The following is a 17,312-nucleotide window of genomic DNA, read 5'->3' as shown; positions in this document are numbered from 1 at the left end:
AGGATTATTTCTTCTTATTTGCTTGCATAGCTCCAATGGTAGAGCAATTCCATGGTAAGGAAGAGGTTATCGGTTCAACTCCGATTGTGAGCTCCATCTTCTTTTTTTATTAAGGTTCATATTTCTTTTTAAGATGTTTATTTTTATCTCTTCTATTATACGTTTTTAATTAAGTTCGTAATTTTAATTCTTCTTGCATATTTAATCTATGACACATTTTTATTCCATATAGATATATTATCCATGAAATATATATCCAAAAGAATGAAAATAGTAAGATAGCAAGCGAACCATAGATAGTTGTATATGTCTTATTATACACAACATAGTAGATAAATAGATTCTTTGTTATTGTTAACGTAATTAAAGTAAATAGTGATGATATTAGAGCTGCTTTTACATGTATATGTTTATTTACACTTAATTTGAATAATCCAAAAAATATAAACCATGCAAAAATAAAAGTTACTATGGAGTTAAATATACTATTATTATAAAACGATAGTGCTATATTTAATGCGGCTAACATTAAAGGTAAGGTTACTAAGAAAAATAGATAAAAAAAGAAAGATTGTAATAATGGTTTTCTTTTTGCTTTGTGAATTTTATTTACAATATATTCATAGTCTTTAAAAAACATAATAAATACGAAAAGCATATATAAAATACCAAGAAACCCCAGTTTACTTGAATTTGATACATAGTTTTGAAAAGTACTTATAAATGATTCTGAGTGGGTTGGATTTAAAATATCAAATGTATATTTTATAAATATGTCAAGATAGTCTTGCACTATATCTAAACTAGAGATTATAGCAATAAGTAAGGCGATAATAGGAAGAATAGAAAATATAGTAAAGAAACTAAGACTTGCAGCATAATATGTTGTATCATCATTAAAAAATGAGTCTAATGCTTTAAGTAAAGTCTTAATTGGTTGCTTTACAATTTCTGGTTCTTCCAATATTTATCCTATTTTATAATCCCATTTTATGTGGATTAAGTATATTATTTGGGTCAAATGCTTTTTTTATATTTTTAAATAATTCTAATTCTGCTTGATTAAATGCAATATCCATAAATGGAGCTTTTGATAAACCAATTCCATGTTCACCACTAAGTGTTCCACCCATATCTACAACTAATTGGAAAATTTCTTCAATTGCTTTATGTCCATCTTCCATTTCTTTTTCATTATTTTTATCTGTAACCATTACATTTACATGGATGTTCCCATCTCCTGCATGTCCAAAACAAGGTACATTAAAACCATATTTATCACCAATTTTATAAATTTCATCTAGTGCTTCAGGAAGTTTACTTCTTGGTACTGAAATATCTTCATTTAATTTTTTAGTACCGTAAATCATAGTTGCAGGTGATGCATTTCTTCTTGCAAACCATAGTGATTTACCATGTGTCTCATCTTCTGCTTCAATAAAATCAACTGATCCATATTGTGCAAATGATTCTTTTAGTGTTTTAAGTTGTGATTCAATCTCTGCTTGTGAGCTTCCATCTACATCTCCTACTAAAATTCCTCCTGCATTTTCAGGTAATTCTATTTGAGGAAATTTTTGTTTTAATGCTTTAATCACTAATGCATCTAAAAATTCCATTGCTACTGGATTTGCTCCTGCAGCAAGAGATTTAAATACTGCATTCATAGCTTTATTTACATCTGGAAAAACACCCATATATGTTTGTTTAAATTTTGGTTTTGTAATTAGTTTTAAAGTGATTTCTGTGATGATTGCTAGAGTTCCTTCGCTAGCAATTAATATACCGGCTGTATTGTATCCTGCAACATCTTTGATAGTTTTTTTACCACAAGTAATAATCTCACCATTTGGTAATACTGCTCTTAATGCAATTACATAATCTTTTGTAATTCCATATTTTGCTGCTCTCATACCTCCTGCATTTTCAGATACATTTCCTCCAAGTGTAGAGTAATCTTCACTTGCTGGATCTGGTGGATAAAATAGACCTACTTTTTCAACTGCTTTTTGAAATTCCATATTAATAAGTCCTGGTTGTACAACTCCAACCATATTTTCCATATCAATTTCAAGTAGTTTATTCATATGTCTTTCAAGTGATAGTGTTATTCCACCTTCGCTTGGTAATGCTCCTCCTGTAAAACCAGAACCTGCACCTCTTGGAACAATTACTATTTTTTGTTCATTACAATATTTTAATATTTTTGATATGTCTTGTTCCTTTCTTGGAAAGACAACTGCATCTGGTTCGAACCTTTCTTTTGTTGCATCGTAACAATACGCAATAAGATGTGCTTTATCAGCTTTTACATTTTCTTCACCAACTATATTTTTTATATAGTCTAAGTGTTTTTCATCTATCATTTATTGATTCCTAAGATTGTCTTGTAATAATTATTATACATAGCACCATCTAAAACAAGTTCTCCTGATTCTATTTCATCTTCAAGTAATTGTTCTTCTTCTGTTCTTTTGTCATCATCTAAAAAGTCTAAAAACTTTAAAGAAACAATATTTTTCCAATTTAGTAATTTCTCAATTTCTGATTTTTCAATTTTTTCTACTCTTGTATAAAAAGGCATTTTTTCACTTTCTACAAAGTTATATGAGATTGTATCTTCATCTAAAATTGCAAATGTTTTTGAATCAACAACATAAACTTTACTACCAATTATAAAAAAGATTGTTCCTAGATTTTGTTCAATTGCAAATTCTTGGATAATTTCTTTTGAAGGTAAAGGTTCTCTTTCTATTTTAAGTTTTGCTCCAAATAAATCTGAATGTAAGAAGTTATTATCTCTATATTTTGTTCTTGTAGCTGTAAAAGCATCTTGTGATGGAGCAATAATTAATGACGCATCGTATAAATAGTTTAATATAGCAATATCGCCATTTTCAGGAGCTCTATTTGATGTTGGAATTGCATTTTGTTTGATATCTAAAAAAGGTATAAACTTTAAAGTAGAGCTTGTTTCATTTGATTTTATTACGTAGGCGTTTGAAACAATTAAGGTTTTAGAATTTTCATAATTGTGTTGTATAATTGCACTTTGTCCAGTTCTTAAATTTCCAATGTTAATTGTCGCATTTTCATCTGTAACATTAGTGATTCTAGTTGCCATTGGCTTATAGTCTAATTTAGTATATTTATTATCCATGAAAGTACTATTATTTATATCAACTAATTTTTTGTCAGTTAAGATATACGAATAGTTTAATCCATCTTTTGTACGTTCTATTTTAATATCTTTTAAATACCATCCTTTTTTTTGCATATCTTTAAAAGATAAATTACCATTACATTCTCCCCCATCTAATTTTGTAGTTTCTATGGTAGATGGTGATTTCCAATTCTTTTTGTAACAAATAGTTGTATTAGCTTCTAATCCTTGTGCTAATATAACTGTAGCAAAGATAGTTATTAAACTTTTTGATAATAGTTTCATTTTTTTCCTTAATTAGCTTGTAATTCTTGAAGTTTTTCTTTCACTTCATTAACATGTAAAATTTCTATTTTTTCACCTTTTACAGTTTTCTTTTTTCTTACATTGACTTTTTCCCAAACTGCTGAAATATTTCCTTCAGGGTTTATAATAAAAGTACTTCTAACTACTCCCATATACTCTTTTCCCATGAATTTTTTTAATTGCCATACCCCATAGTCTTCACACATCTTTTTTTCTGTATCAGATAATAATGTTATTGATAGTTCTTTTTTCTCTATAAATTTTCTATGTTTTTCGGTATCGTCTGGACTTACTCCTAGAATAATTGCATCTAAATTGTCAAACTCGGCTTCCTTTTCTGTAAAGTCACAAGCTTGAGTTGTACATCCTGGAGTTAAATCTTTTGGATAAAAGTATAAAACAATCCATTTCCCTAACAAATCCCTTGAACAAATTTCAATATCATCTTGGTTCAGTGCACAAAAACTTGGTGCAGTTTGTCCAATTTTTAACATATAGTTTCCCTTTTGTATATTATTTCTTTATTGCAATAAATGTAGCAAAGTTTACCCACTTAAAAAGTGTTTCACAGTGGTCAAATCCTGCATCAAGTATCATTTTTTTATTTTCTTCTTCAGTGTAAGGTATTAAAACATTTTCTAATGCTTCTCTTTTTTGAGAAATTTCAAATTCACTATAACCTTGTGTTTTTTTAAATTCATAATATTCATCGATATATTGTTTATCTAGAATTTTATTAGATGAAATTACTTTTTCACTAAAAATAAATATTCCTTCTTTTCGTAGGTTATTATAGATTTTTTTTACTAATTTTTCTCTTTGAAGTGGACGAATAAATTGTAAAGTATAATTAGAAATAATTAGTTTTGCATCATCATAAGAAATATTATGTAAATCATCATTTATAAATTTAATATCAACACCAAATGCTTTTGATTTTTTTCTTGCACGATTTAGCATTGCCTCAGAGTTATCTACTCCAATAAGTTCTAAATTTGGTGCAGAGTGCTTACTAAGCTCTATAAGTGTTGATGCAGTAGAACAACCTAAATCATATACTTTATCTTTTTCATCAAGAAAGTTTACTGCAAAGTTTATAGTAAGTCTTTGCATTTCTTTGTAGAAAGGAACTGAACGATTAAGCATATCATCAAATACTGATGCTACTTCTTCGTCAAATTCAAATTGTTTGCTGATTGATTTTTCAAATACCTTATCTGTCATGTATTTATTTTATCTAAATGAAGTTTAATAACTATTTATCAAATAATTTTATTAGTTTAAAATTATTTTTGCTTGATCTATATCTTTAATGATTTGTACTTTTAAGTCTTCAAATTTTTCAAATTTTTGATTTTCTCTTATCTTTTCTATGAATATTATTTGTACCAGATTATACATATTTTTGATATCTTCTTCTAATATATGAGTTTCAACTGCGAAACTTCCATCAGTTGTAATTCTATGCCCTAAAAAAGTTACTGAATTATATTTTTTTTCATTTATAATAGTTCTTGTTGCATAAACACCTTCATTTGGTAAAATAAAGTCTGTAACTTTTATATTGATTGTTGGTACAAAACTTTTTGAACCTAATCCTTGACCTTTAATTTGTTTTCCAAAGATTTTATATTTTCTGTTTAAAAGTTCATTTGCTGTTTTTATATCACCAATTTTTAAATATTCTCTTATTACTCTTGAATGGACAGCTATTTCATTGTTTTTCACTTCTTTTACAACTATAACTTCTCCATCAAATAGTGAGTTTAACTCAGGAATACAGTTTTTTCTATTTTTCCCAAAACAGAAATCAAAACCAACTACAATTTTTTCTAAAGAAGGGAATTCTTCTTTTAATAGATGTATAAACTCTTCTCCTGTCAAATGTTTAATATCTTCTAGAACATAGTAATATATTGGATAATTCGTATATTCTTGTCTATAAGTTTTAGGTGTTATATTTGCATAACCTGATTCAACTACAACTATGCCTCCATGATTTCCAAGGTTTTTAAATAATTCTTGATGTGCAAGATGCATACCGTCAAATCCACCTATTGCTATTGCAGTTATAGTATTTTTATTTACTAAAATAGAAGAGCTCTTCTTCATTTCCATCTTTTCCTTGTAGTTTACTTGGTGCAAAATAATTTAGTTTCCAGTTTAGTAGATTACAAGCATCTATAAATCTAGTTCTTGCTTTTAATATAGCAATTTTATCTTTTACAACACCTTTTTTATCTCTTTTGATATTTGTTCCAACTTCAAATTGGGGTTTAAAAAGAATTATAATTTTATTTTTTGCAAATTTATTAATATCATTTAATATATTGTGTATAGAAATAAATGAAACATCACAAGTAACTATATCAAAGTGACTTTGATTTTTAAAAGTTCTTATATCTTGGTTTTCAAAGAATTTAATTTTTTTATTTTCTTTTATTTTTTCATGGAGTTGATTCGAACCAACATCTACACAAGTAATGCTACTTACGTTATTTTCTAATAGAATTTGGGTAAAACCACCAGTACTACTTCCTATATCAAGGGCGTTTTTATTTTCTATTTGAATATTAATTTCATCTAAAAAGTATTTTAGTTTATATGCAGCACGACTTACATAAAAAGTGTCTTCTAAAAGTTCAATATTTGAGTTTTCATTAACATCAAATGATGGTTTTGAAACTATTTTACCATCTATTTTAACTTTATTAGATTTTATTATTTCGTGAGCTTTATTTCTACTTTGTATATTGGGTTGTTGTACTAAATATAGGTCTAATCTCATTTTGTGATTATATAAAAATGTTTCTTTTTTATTGATTATTTATAAGTTATTGTATTCTTTTTTAGTACAATAATTTATGTATTTTATAAAAGAAGAGTTCACTCAAACTTACGAAGAAAAAAAATCTAAATTTATTGCATATTTAACTTCATATGAAAACTTTGATTCTTTGATGAAAAAGTTAAAAGAAGAACATTCCAAAGGTCGACATTTTGTATATGCATATAGATATTTAAATGAATTTGATCAAATAGTAGAAAATTGTAGTGATGATGGTGAGCCAAAAGGAACTAGTGGAAAACCTTCTTTAAATGTATTAACTGGTAATGATTTGATTAATAGTGCTGTAATTATTGTACGATATTTTGGTGGGGTTAAACTTGGTACTGGTGGATTGGTTAGAGCTTATAGTGATGCTGTAAATTTAGTTATAAAAAATAGTGTATTGTATAAATACCAAAAGCTAGAGATAGTTTCAATACAACTTGGATATCCTTTATTATCTAAAATAGAATATATATTAAATAGATTAGAAATAAAAATTTTAGATAAAGACTTTAACAATGATATTAAATTAACTCTTTCTTTAACTAAAGAACAATTGGAAAGTTTAAAAAAAGAAAAACCAAGAGAAGTCAATATATTATAATAAATAATATTATAAGTAATTTTCTAATATAATTTCAGAAATTTGGAGTTATAATGAAATATATTTTACTAGTTATTCTTTTTGTTCTACAAGTTCATTCTAATAATGATCTAATAAATATAAATTTTAAAAATCTTAAAATTATGGAACTTATAAAAATCACTTCAAAGAAGATAAATAAAAGTATTTTAGTTACAAAAGAGATAAAAGGTAAAGTTGATTTTATTTCTAATGAACCTATAAAAAAAGAAAACTTATTGAGTATCTTAAAATATAGTCTAGAAGATAATGGATATAGTTTAGTAGAGTCTGGGAATATTTTAAGAGTTATTAAAAGTGATGTTTTACTAAACAAAATAACTATAAAAGAAAAAAGTTCTAAAAAAGTAAAAAGAAAAATTGATATTGTTAAATATGACGATGAGATAGTTAATAGTACAGAAGTAATTTCTCTTATAAATATTGAAGCAAAAAGTTTAGAAAATATTTTAAAAACCCTAATTTCTCAAAGAAAATATAAAAATAATAGAAAACCAAGTATTGCAATTGATGAAGAGAATAATTCAATAATCATTGATGGAATTAAAGATGATGTAAATAACTTAAAATATATTATTAGAAAGTTAGATGTGATTAAATCACAAGTCTATGTAAAAGCAAAAATTGTTGAAGTAGATGATAATTTAGTTGAAGATATTGGTTTTAGATTTGGTATTTTAGGTGGGAAAGTTCATAGTGGGGGATTAAATACTTTTTCATCTAATTTAAATGGTGGTAATGCAATTGCTATAGATACTAGTTTATTAGGTTTGAAAATTCCTAATGTCTCATCTTCTTTAGCTTTAGGGGCTTCTTTAAGTCTATTAAATAAAACATATGCTTTGGATATTATTTCAGAACCATCAATTTTATGTTTAAATAATAAAGAGAGTTCAATTTATGTAGGAGAAACAGTTTCTATTCAAACTGCAAGTACCACAACTGATGGAGGAACAACTAAAAATAGTTTTCAAAGGGAAGATATAGGGCTTACTTTAAAAGTAAAACCTAGAATATCGTCTAAAAATAAAGTTATCTTAGATATTAATACAATTATCGAGGGTATAAAAAATACAAATAGTGTTAATTTTAATCCTGATACATCAAAAAAAGAAGTTAAAACTACTGCAATTGTAAATAATGGTGAAAGCGTAATTATCGGAGGTCTAATAGAAAATAAAAATGAAAAGAGTATTGAGAAAATACCAATAGCTAGTGAAATTCCACTTATTGGAGAATTGTTTAAAAACAGATTAGAAAATAGGAAAAATAAAAATCTTATTGTTATTGTAACACCCTATATAATTCCTAAAAATAAAGATTTAACATATGTTCGAAATGAGTTATCAAAATTAAAGAGTTTGGAAGATAAATTTTTAGAGAATGTTTTAGTTAATTTAAAAAATAAAAAAAAGGTGAAAGTTCAGAAAGTTGATTTATCTAAGAAAATTACAGATAATCAAAGACATGAAGAAGCTATGAAAGAATATTTTGGAATATAAACTAGTTTGCAACTTTTCGCATAAGATTATCTAAAATATGTAAGTCCCTTGATGTTTTTTCTATATTTGCTGATTTAATTATTCTACTACAGTCATTACATAAAATAACTATATTTTCTAGATTGAATCCTCCACCATTTTTCATCTGTTTTGCAAGTAAAACTTGTGTATCAACTAATTTTGTTTTAGTTCCACATCTATTACATTTGTTGTTGTCTCTCATCCAAGCAGCTTCTTTTCTTTGTGCCCAGTCTATAGGTAATTTGTTATCTTTTAATAGTTTTGAATTTCCCTCATAGCCATTCCAAATTTTGTCTTTGTCAATGCCTCTTTGTGTTCTTAATTCATATTCATAGTTAGCAAATTGTTTTATTAGGGCTTCAACTATTAAAGTCTCTTTTATTCTTATATCTTTTTCTTCTTCAAATTTTGAAGCAACTGAAAAATCAAATGGGATTTTTGGATGGTTTAGAGTTAAGTATGCATCCACATCTCTTAAAAATGTTTTGATGTTACCTGTTTTATAAAATCGTTTAAATACTTTTTCTCGATAGATATATAATGGAACGAGAGCTGCAATTATAATTAGACCATATATTATAAACTGTAAATCTAGAACCATATATTATTTCCTTTATACTAACTCAGGGTCAACTGAATGTTTACATAGAGTTTGTTTTACTTCATCGTGTAAACCAATAGCAAGTTTCGCAAGTTCATTTTTGTGAATTACTGGAAGAATTACATCTCTTCCACTTGTTTCTTGTAAGAATTTTCTATTTGAATCAAAAAGATTAAATGTATTTTCGTTATCAACAACTAATAGATCTGCACTATTATCAAATGCATCAAGAATAACTGTTGATGCTAATTTCATAGTAAAATCTGAATTTATATGAAATGTATCTAAGGCTAAATCATAATTCATAGTTTGTGTGTCAATAATCTTTGCATTTAATTTTGATAATAAGTTAGAAGTTTCAGAATCTTCTTCTAAACCTTTGTAATATGCAATATTAAAGTCATTGAAGTCATGTTTAATTTCTTTTATTTCATCAAAATTACCAAAGTTTAAATCATTTTTCTTATCTAAATTAAAATTTTGCTCTTTAATACTTTTTGTTAAATTAAGTTTTGTTTTAATTGAAGATATTTTTTCTTCGATTGAAGAATCAAAATTATAAACTCTATTTTCTAAGCTTGTATGGTATTCCGCACCACAATCATATTCTGCCAATGCTTTTAAAATCTCTTTCTCTTTTGATTTATCTTTTTCAATTAAATCATGTGCTAATAGTAATAATGAATCACCTATATAATCATATTCAAAATTAATTGTGTTTGATGCGTAAAAATAAATTCTGTAGCTTTTATATTTTGTTATATCTTCGTCTTCTACAAATTCTGAAAGAACTGCAAGTCTTTCCTGAAAATCTGCATCATTGATTAATAAGTCAGTATGAGCTCTTCTAATTGAAATAGGTTCAATTGTTAAATCAGTACCAAAGTTTTCAGTTAGTTCCTCAAGAGTAATTGTTACATTTGTGTATATACCATTTATTACAACATTGAAATTTTTACTATTTCTATATCCAAATGGATTTTCATTGTTGATACCATTTAAAATATCCAAAAGAGTCTTTTCTTTTTTCACTTTAATGAAATTTTTCGTATAGTATGGTAAATAATCAGATTTGTAATCAAATTTGAATAAAGAGATTTCTAGTTGCATCTTTCTAACCTTTAATTTTAATTATGTCAATTTTATAAAATTTATACTTAAACTTTAAAACAGTTATTCTTTAAATCTTGCTACATTTGCACCAATATTGCTAAACTTTCCTTCTAAATCTTCATATCCTCTATCTAAATGATAGATTCTGTGTATAGAAGTTTCTCCTTGAGCAACTAATGCAGATAGAACTAAAGCAGATGAAGCTCTTAAATCAGTTGCCATTACATCTGTTCCATTTAAGGTATTCTTTGAGCCATTAATTGTGGCAATATTACCATTTAAATGAATATCTGCACCAAGTCTTAATAATTCACTTACATGCATGAATCTATTCTCAAATAGTCTTTCATCAATTGTACTTGTACCCTTTGCTTGCGTTGCAAGTGCCATAAATTGTGCTTGCATATCTGTTGGGAAACCTGGATATTCAGTAGTTACAATATTTACAGGCTTTATCTCATCTGTTGGCATAACTGTAACTGAGTTTTCATCTTGAAGAATTTCAAAGTTCATCTCTTCTAATTTAGAAATAATTGCTTCTAAGTGTAAAGGGATTACTTTATTTATCTTAAGCTTTGAGTTAGTAATTGCTGCTGCACACATATATGTACCAGCTTCAATTCTATCAGGAATAACATCAAAGTCTTTTATATTTAGTAATTCTTTATTTGTTCCTTGAATAATCAGTTTTGATGTTCCTATTCCTTCAATTGAAACTCCAGCATTTCTTATGATTTCACATAATTGAACAATTTCAGGTTCTTTTGCAGCATTGATAATAGTAGTTTCACCATCTGCTAAAGCTGCTGCCATAACAGTATTTTCTGTTCCACCAACTGTAACTTTATCAAATACTATTTTTGCACCTTTTAAACCATTTGGGGCAGATGCTTCAATATACCCATGATTGATTTTAATAACAGCTCCCATTGCTTCTAAAGCTTTAAGATGTAAATCAACAGGTCTTTGACCAATTGCACAACCTCCTGGAAGTGAAACTTCACAATGACCAAACCTGGCTAAAATTGGTCCTAAAACCAAAATAGAAGCTCTCATTGTTTTTACAATATCATAAGTTGCTGTAGTATTGTGTAGTTTTGAAGTATCTATTTTTATACAATCATTCTCTTTTTTGAATGTTCCACCTAACTTATCTATCAATTTTAAAAAAGTATTTATATCTACAACATTAGGCATATTACATATAGAAATTTCGTTTTTTGCTAAAATTGTTGCTGCTATTAAAGGTAATGCCGCATTTTTAGCACCAGATATTTTAACCTCTCCAGAAAGGTTAGTTTCACCAATTATTTTTAAATATTCCATTCTTTTCCTATTAGAGTATGTACTCTTATATATAATTAAATTTAGATATTTTATCTAAAAGTAGCTAAAAATATTAATTTACAAATATTAATTTAAATAATAATCTTTATTTAATTTGAAACTAATTAGAATTGCGTTTTTAATATAGGATAATTTATGACAAATGATGTCTCTGCTGGCATCAAATATATGCTATTTGCTTCTTTATTATTTGCTTGTATGGGAGCTTTTGCGAAAGAATTAAGTTCTTCAATGAGTTCAATAGAAGTTGTATTCTTTAGAAATATATTTGGTGTTTTTTTAATTTTGATTGCAATATATAGAAAACCAATAGTTCAAAAAGGTGGAAAACCTTGGCTTTTAGTTTTTAGGGGAATGGCAGGATTTACTGCTTTGCTTTTCTTTTTTTATAATATTGCAAATATTCCATTAGGTGAAGCAATGACCTTCTCTAAAACTTCTACAATATTTTCTGCAATTTTTGCATATATTTTTATAAAAGAGAAATTAGGTTTAAAAGGCTGGATTGGAGTATTTATAGGTTTTATAGGAATTTTATTTATAACTAAATTTGATGGAACTTCTTTAGATAAATCTGATTGGTTAGGTATTTTGACAGGAGTTGGAGCTGGACTTGCTTATACTTCTATTAGAGAACTTAGAACTTATTATGATGGAAGAGTAATTGTTTTATCTTTTATGTTAATTGGTTCAATTGGTCCGTTATTTTTAATGGGGATATCAGAATTTTATACTAACGAAAAATTTGATTTTATTTTTGCAACTTTTGTAATGCCTCAAGCAAATGATTGGTTATTTATTATTTTATTGGGTATAGTTGCTACATTTGCACAAATTTATATGACAAAAGCATATTCAGTGGCAAAAGCGGGAATTATTGGGACTATATCCTATGCAAATATTGCTTTTAGTATAGCAATTGGAGTTTTTTTAGGAGATAAGCTTCCTGATATTTGGATTATTTTTGGTATAATTCTCATAGTTATTAGTGGGATCTTAGTTTCGATGAAAAAGGATTAGTAATGGATGTTTTTGACGAGATACTTTTATATATAGAAGTTATTTTTCTTGTATTTTTTTTAATAATGTTAGCGTGGTATGTGCATGATAAATATGTACAAAGAGATCATCAATTATTGGTAAATTATCCAATTATTGGAAGACTAAGATATGTTTTAGAGGAAGCTAGGGAACCTTTTAGACAATATTTTGGTGATGAGAAGTTTTATGAATCGAAAGATAAACTTGATTGGGTAGCTAAAGCTTCTAGAGATTTACCTAATTACGCTTCTTTTTCTCCGGCTCAACCTTTACCCAAACCAAAGTTCATGTTAAGACATGCAACAATTGTTTTAAATGATGATGAGGTTGATACACAATTTGAAGTAAAATTTGGTGATACTAGAAAAACACCATATGTTGCAAAATCAATTATTGCAAGAAGTGCAATGAGTGATGGTTCTATTTCTCCTGAAGGAACGCGAGCCTTTGTTCGAGGTTCATATATGGGAAATTTCCCTATTAATTCTGGAGAAGGTGGTTTAACTTCAAACTTTTTTGTAACACATCAAAATTATGATGAAAAATATATGAAAATAGTTGATGGTACAGATTTTCAGAAAAAAGTTAAAGATATTGTAACTAAGTTATTTAATGGTGCCTTAGGAGCTGATGTTTATCGTAAGATGGTTTTTAAAGATGATCCAGAAGCAGAAACATATGTTTTTGATACAAGAAAAAAACTTTTTTATAGACCAAATTGGGAAGCACCTTTAGAAAATTTCCCAGAGGAAGTTCCTGAAGATATGCCAGATATTATTCTTCAAGTAAGTTCTGGACTTTATTCAGTTAGAACAAAAGATGGAAAGTTTGATCCTGAACGTTATAAAAGAGTTATGAAGTTTTGTAAAATGACAGAACTTAAAATTGCTCAAGGGGCTAAACAAACGGGTGGAAAATTAGTTGCTGAAAAAGTAAGTGCAGCAATTGCATATTATAGAAATGTAGAACCACATAAAGATCTATTTTCTCCTAATAGATTTCCTTATGCAAATTCTGTTGAAGAGTTATTTGATTTTATAGGTCAAATGCAAGAACTTTCAGGAAAGCCAGTTGGGATTAAAATTGTAATTTCAGATTATGAAAATATAGAACCATATGCAAAAGAGATTGCAAAAAGAGTAAAAGAAGGTAATTCTGCTTATCCTGATTATATCTCTATTGATGGTGGTAGTGGTGGTAGTGCTACTGCTCCTATTGAGATGATGGAAAGAATTGGATTAAATGTAAGAGATTCTATTTATTTAGCAGATAAAGTTTTATCAAATCATGGTGTTAGAGAAAAAGTTAAATTAATAGGAAGTGGTAAACTTTTAACTCCTGATGATATTGTTATTGCTATGGCAATTGGATGTGATTTTGTTCAAATTGCAAGAGGATTTATGATGAGTGCAGGTTGTATTAGAGCTAGATATTGTTCTGGAACAACAGGGCATCAGTGTCCAGTAGGTTTAGCTACTCAAGATAAAGACAAAAGAAAAAAATATTTTGTATATAAACAGGCTAAAAAAGTTAGAGATTATCATAAGAATCTTTTAAAAAGTATACGTGGATTGCTTGCTGTTATGGGACTTAAAAATATACAAGAATTAAATAAACATAGAATTATGTTTTTAGATAGAAACTCTAAAGTACATGATAATATTGATGATGTATTTGGACGAAGATTAGATATTGGTAAAGATTTGGAGGATGAGTATCATGAATCTAGATAAGGTTATTTCTGGGTTTTTTATTATACTGGCAATGACAGTAAATTTTGGGTTTTTTTATGGTGATATGGATTCTTTAGAACATCATAGTAAATATGAATTAATGGCTGCAATTATTGTAAATGTAATTGCAACTACTTTAAAACTTGGTGATAAAACTCAAATGGGTTCAGTTTTACTTGCAACATCTCTTGCCGCAGATATTCAACTAATAGCAGCAGCATCTGTTTGGACAATAGCTGCATATGCTTATACGATGAATCAAGAAATTGTAGCAATGATAATTTCACTCTCTGGTGGTGCTTTACTTGCAAATATCGTTTCTGTTATGTTATATATGGGTGATACATTAAAATCAAAACGTTAAGTTTTGAAAATAGTTAAGGGTTTTTGTGAAAAATAGCTCATTATTTATTGTTTTACAAAGAATGCGTAAACCATTCTTAGTGATTACTATTACATATACAATTGCTATTATTGGACTTCTTATTATAAAAGGGGTTGACGATAATGGCAACCCTTACCAAATGAGTATTTTCGATGCTTTTTATTTTGTAACTTATACCGCTTCAACAATTGGTTTTGGTGAAACTCCTTATGAATTTACTTATGCTCAAAGACTTTGGGTTAGTTTTTCTATTTATGTAACAGTACTTGGTTGGTTTTATGGTATTGGTACACTTGTAACTTTATTACAAGATAAACTTTTTTTACGTGAAATTGAAAAAGCAAAATTTAGAAGACAAGTAAAAGGTTTAAAAGAAAAATTTATTATCATTTTAGGATATAGTCAAATTACAAATGAGATAATAAATAGAGCAATTGAACAGGAGATTAGAACAGTTGTAATTGAAAAAAATGAAAATAGGGCAAATGATTTAAGACTTGAAAACTTCACTCCTTCTGTTCCTGTATTAGTTGCAGATGCTTATACTCCTTCTGCTTTGGAAGAAGCTGGAATTAAAAAGTATAATTGTAAAGGTTTGGTATCTATTTTTGAAGATGATTCTTTAAACCTTAGAATTGCATTGACTTCAAAATTATTAAATCCTTATGTAAAACTAGCAGTAAAATCAACTACAAATAATCACACTGAAAATTTAAAAGATTTAGATGTTGAAATTATTGCAAATCCTTTTTCTATAATTTCTAGTGAAATTGCGATGGCTTTAAATGCACCAAATTTATTAAAATTAGAAAAATGGGTTTACAAAATTGATAATTTAAATGCAACACTTCCTTCTTTTCCTCAAGGTAAATATATAATTTGTGGATATGGAAGAATGGGACAGCATATTTATGCAAGTTTGAAACAAGATAATGTAGAAGCAGAGTTTGTTGAAATGGATAGGTCAAAGGTAGGAAATTTTTCTGCTGATGAAATGATGAGTATTACTTATGGAAATGCAGATGATAAAGATTTACTTTTAAGTGTAGGGATAGAAGATGCTGTAGCAATTATATCTGCTACAAATGATGATACTACAAATCTTTCAATTTTAGCAACTGCAAAAAAACTTAATCCAGATATTATGACAATAGCACGAGAAAATGAAATGGAAGATTTTTCTATTTTTGAAAATGCTAAAATAGATCATATTTTTATGCCATCAAGAATATTAATTAATAAAACTACAAATGCTTTAATAAGCCCTTTGTCTGATAAGTTTATTAGACTTATTTGTAAAGAAGATAATAATTGGGCATCTATATTAGTAAAAGATTTAATTCAAAATATAAATGAAGATCCTTTATTGTACGAACTAAAATTAGATGAAAAGCATGCAATAGAGATAATAAAAGCTTTAGACAGTGAAAAAGAGGTTAATTTAGAAATATTTACGCGTTCTTTATATAATAGGGAACAAAAGAATAATGTAATACCATTGCTTATTCAAAGAGAAGATGAGATATTGCTTCTTCCTTCTTTAGATATTGAACTAAAAGAAAACGATGAAATACTTTTTGCTTGTGATGAAAATGCAAAAAGTGATATTGAATTTATTGCAGAAAATATATATGAATTTCATTATGTATATACAGGTGAAGAGAAGAAAACAATTTTTTTAAGGAAAGATAGATGATTATATTAACAGGACCATGTGTTCTTGAAGATAGAGATACTGTAATGAAAATTGCAGAAAAATTAAAACCATTAAGTGAAGATAAGAGAGTTGAATTTTATTTTAAAGCTTCATTTGATAAAGCAAATAGAACAAGTCTGAGTTCATATAGAGGTCCAGGTCTTGATGAAGGTTTAAAACTTTTTCAAGAAGTAAAAGAGCAGTTTGGATATAAGCTTGTAACTGATATTCATGAATCATATCAAGCTGCACCTGCAGCTGAGGTTTTGGATATTTTACAAATACCTGCTTTCCTTTGTAGACAAACAGACTTACTTGTTGCTGCTGCAAAAACTGATTGTAAAATAAATATAAAAAAAGGTCAATTTTTAGCCTCAGGAAGTATGGTTCATCCAGTTGAGAAAGTACTTAAGACTAGAGGTGTTGATGAAGTAAATTATCAAAACTCAAAAGACAATGGTATATGGCTTTGTGAAAGAGGAAATACATTTGGATATGGTGCTTTAGTTGTTGATATGAAAAACTTAATTGCTATGAGAGAATATGCTCCTGTTATTTTTGATGCAACACACTCTGCACAAGTTCCAAGTACTGGTGGAACAACAGGAGGAAATAGTGCAATTGTACCATCTTTAGCAAAAGCTGCTGCTGCTGTTGGTGTTGATGGATTCTTTTTTGAAACACACTTTGATCCATCTATTGCTTTAAGTGATGGTCCAAATATGCTTCAAATAAATGATTTATACAAAACTGTAGATGATATTTCGGCTATTCAAGAAGTATTAAATTATAAATAATATAAAAGGACATCTTGTCCTTTTATTTAAACTTATTAAAAACTCTAAACTTATTTTATAAATATCACAATTTAGTAAACTAATCATTATTTAGATATAATCGCCAAATATAAATAAATAATAGTAAGTGA

The 17,312-nt window shown here is 27.4% G+C and carries 17 protein-coding genes and 1 tRNA gene; 8 read left to right on the top strand and 10 right to left on the bottom strand.

Features of this window, described 5'->3' with window-relative positions:
- The first annotated feature begins 20 nt into the window (after positions 1-20).
- A tRNA-Thr gene (locus BT997_RS13685) sits at positions 21-96 on the top strand.
- Between the two features lie 73 nt (positions 97-169).
- Here the strand turns inward: BT997_RS13685 and BT997_RS13680 are convergent.
- From BT997_RS13680 to BT997_RS13650, 7 genes are read right to left on the bottom strand one after another with little or no spacing between them, the layout of a single operon-like run.
- A complete protein-coding gene (locus tag BT997_RS13680) occupies positions 170-964 on the bottom strand; it encodes a YihY/virulence factor BrkB family protein (protein ID WP_072682499.1) in 795 nt (264 codons plus the stop codon).
- Between the two features lie 13 nt (positions 965-977).
- Positions 978-2,366, bottom strand: coding sequence for an FAD-binding oxidoreductase (locus tag BT997_RS13675; protein WP_072682498.1), 1,389 nt, complete (start codon positions 2,364-2,366; stop codon positions 978-980).
- Complete coding sequence (locus BT997_RS13670; RefSeq protein WP_072682497.1) at positions 2,363-3,448, bottom strand: plasminogen-binding N-terminal domain-containing protein; 1,086 nt, start codon at positions 3,446-3,448, stop codon at positions 2,363-2,365. Before BT997_RS13670 ends, BT997_RS13675 begins: the two co-directional genes overlap by 4 nt.
- An 8-nt stretch (positions 3,449-3,456) precedes the next feature.
- Positions 3,457-3,963 carry a thioredoxin-dependent thiol peroxidase gene (gene bcp, locus BT997_RS13665; protein ID WP_072682496.1) on the bottom strand — a complete coding sequence of 169 codons (507 nt, stop codon included), beginning with the start codon at positions 3,961-3,963 and terminating at the stop codon, positions 3,457-3,459.
- A 19-nt stretch (positions 3,964-3,982) separates the two neighbouring features.
- On the bottom strand, positions 3,983-4,693 hold the full coding sequence (cmoA, locus tag BT997_RS13660; RefSeq protein ID WP_072682495.1) for a carboxy-S-adenosyl-L-methionine synthase CmoA: 711 nt from the start codon (positions 4,691-4,693) through the stop codon (positions 3,983-3,985).
- Between the two features lie 51 nt (positions 4,694-4,744).
- Positions 4,745-5,581 (bottom strand): bifunctional riboflavin kinase/FAD synthetase, encoded by an 837-nt coding sequence (locus BT997_RS13655; RefSeq protein WP_072682506.1) that lies wholly within the window; start codon positions 5,579-5,581, stop codon positions 4,745-4,747.
- A complete protein-coding gene (locus tag BT997_RS13650; protein WP_072682494.1) occupies positions 5,550-6,257 on the bottom strand; it encodes a TlyA family RNA methyltransferase in 708 nt (235 codons plus the stop codon). The genes BT997_RS13655 and BT997_RS13650 overlap by 32 nt, the downstream gene beginning before the upstream one ends.
- Before the next feature lie 76 nt (positions 6,258-6,333).
- Between BT997_RS13650 and BT997_RS13645 the strand changes: the two genes are divergently transcribed.
- Entirely contained in the window at positions 6,334-6,906 is a 573-nt protein-coding gene (locus tag BT997_RS13645; RefSeq protein ID WP_072682493.1) for a YigZ family protein, read from the top strand.
- A gap of 53 nt (positions 6,907-6,959) precedes the next feature.
- Complete coding sequence (locus BT997_RS13640; protein ID WP_072682492.1) at positions 6,960-8,447, top strand: type II secretion system protein GspD; 1,488 nt, start codon at positions 6,960-6,962, stop codon at positions 8,445-8,447.
- 1 nt (position 8,448) lies between these two features.
- Here the strand turns inward: BT997_RS13640 and BT997_RS13635 are convergent, their stop codons facing one another.
- From BT997_RS13635 to murA, 3 genes are all read right to left on the bottom strand, one after another.
- Complete coding sequence (locus BT997_RS13635; protein ID WP_083568749.1) at positions 8,449-9,069, bottom strand: HNH endonuclease; 621 nt, start codon at positions 9,067-9,069, stop codon at positions 8,449-8,451.
- Positions 9,070-9,081: 12 nt separating this feature from the next.
- Positions 9,082-10,179 carry a DUF5644 domain-containing protein gene (locus BT997_RS13630; protein WP_072682491.1) on the bottom strand — a complete coding sequence of 366 codons (1,098 nt, stop codon included), beginning with the start codon at positions 10,177-10,179 and terminating at the stop codon, positions 9,082-9,084.
- A 63-nt stretch (positions 10,180-10,242) separates the two neighbouring features.
- Positions 10,243-11,508 (bottom strand): UDP-N-acetylglucosamine 1-carboxyvinyltransferase, encoded by a 1,266-nt coding sequence (gene murA / locus BT997_RS13625; protein WP_072682490.1) that lies wholly within the window; start codon positions 11,506-11,508, stop codon positions 10,243-10,245.
- 156 nt (positions 11,509-11,664) lie between these two features.
- Between murA and BT997_RS13620 the strand changes: the two genes are divergently transcribed.
- Genes BT997_RS13620 through kdsA form a run of 5 tightly spaced genes read left to right on the top strand, consistent with a single transcriptional unit; the run spans position 11,665 to position 17,181 of the window.
- Positions 11,665-12,549 (top strand): DMT family transporter, encoded by an 885-nt coding sequence (locus BT997_RS13620; protein WP_072682489.1) that lies wholly within the window; start codon positions 11,665-11,667, stop codon positions 12,547-12,549.
- 2 nt (positions 12,550-12,551) lie between these two features.
- Positions 12,552-14,303 carry an FMN-binding glutamate synthase family protein gene (locus BT997_RS13615; RefSeq protein WP_072682488.1) on the top strand — a complete coding sequence of 584 codons (1,752 nt, stop codon included), beginning with the start codon at positions 12,552-12,554 and terminating at the stop codon, positions 14,301-14,303.
- Positions 14,290-14,667: a DUF6394 family protein gene (locus tag BT997_RS13610; RefSeq protein WP_072682487.1), complete on the top strand. Its 378-nt coding sequence runs from the start codon at positions 14,290-14,292 to the stop codon at positions 14,665-14,667. The genes BT997_RS13615 and BT997_RS13610 overlap by 14 nt, the downstream gene beginning before the upstream one ends.
- Before the next feature lie 25 nt (positions 14,668-14,692).
- Positions 14,693-16,384, top strand: coding sequence for a TrkA family potassium uptake protein (locus tag BT997_RS13605; RefSeq protein ID WP_072682486.1), 1,692 nt, complete (start codon positions 14,693-14,695; stop codon positions 16,382-16,384).
- On the top strand, positions 16,381-17,181 hold the full coding sequence (kdsA, locus tag BT997_RS13600) for a 3-deoxy-8-phosphooctulonate synthase (protein WP_072682485.1): 801 nt from the start codon (positions 16,381-16,383) through the stop codon (positions 17,179-17,181). The genes BT997_RS13605 and kdsA overlap by 4 nt, the downstream gene beginning before the upstream one ends.
- Positions 17,182-17,312: the final 131 nt, after the last annotated feature.

It is taken from the genome of Arcobacter sp. LA11 (assembly GCF_001895145.1).
In the GTDB taxonomy this organism is placed as follows: domain Bacteria; phylum Campylobacterota; class Campylobacteria; order Campylobacterales; family Arcobacteraceae; genus Halarcobacter.
This window is presented reverse-complemented; position numbering and strand designations above follow the sequence as displayed.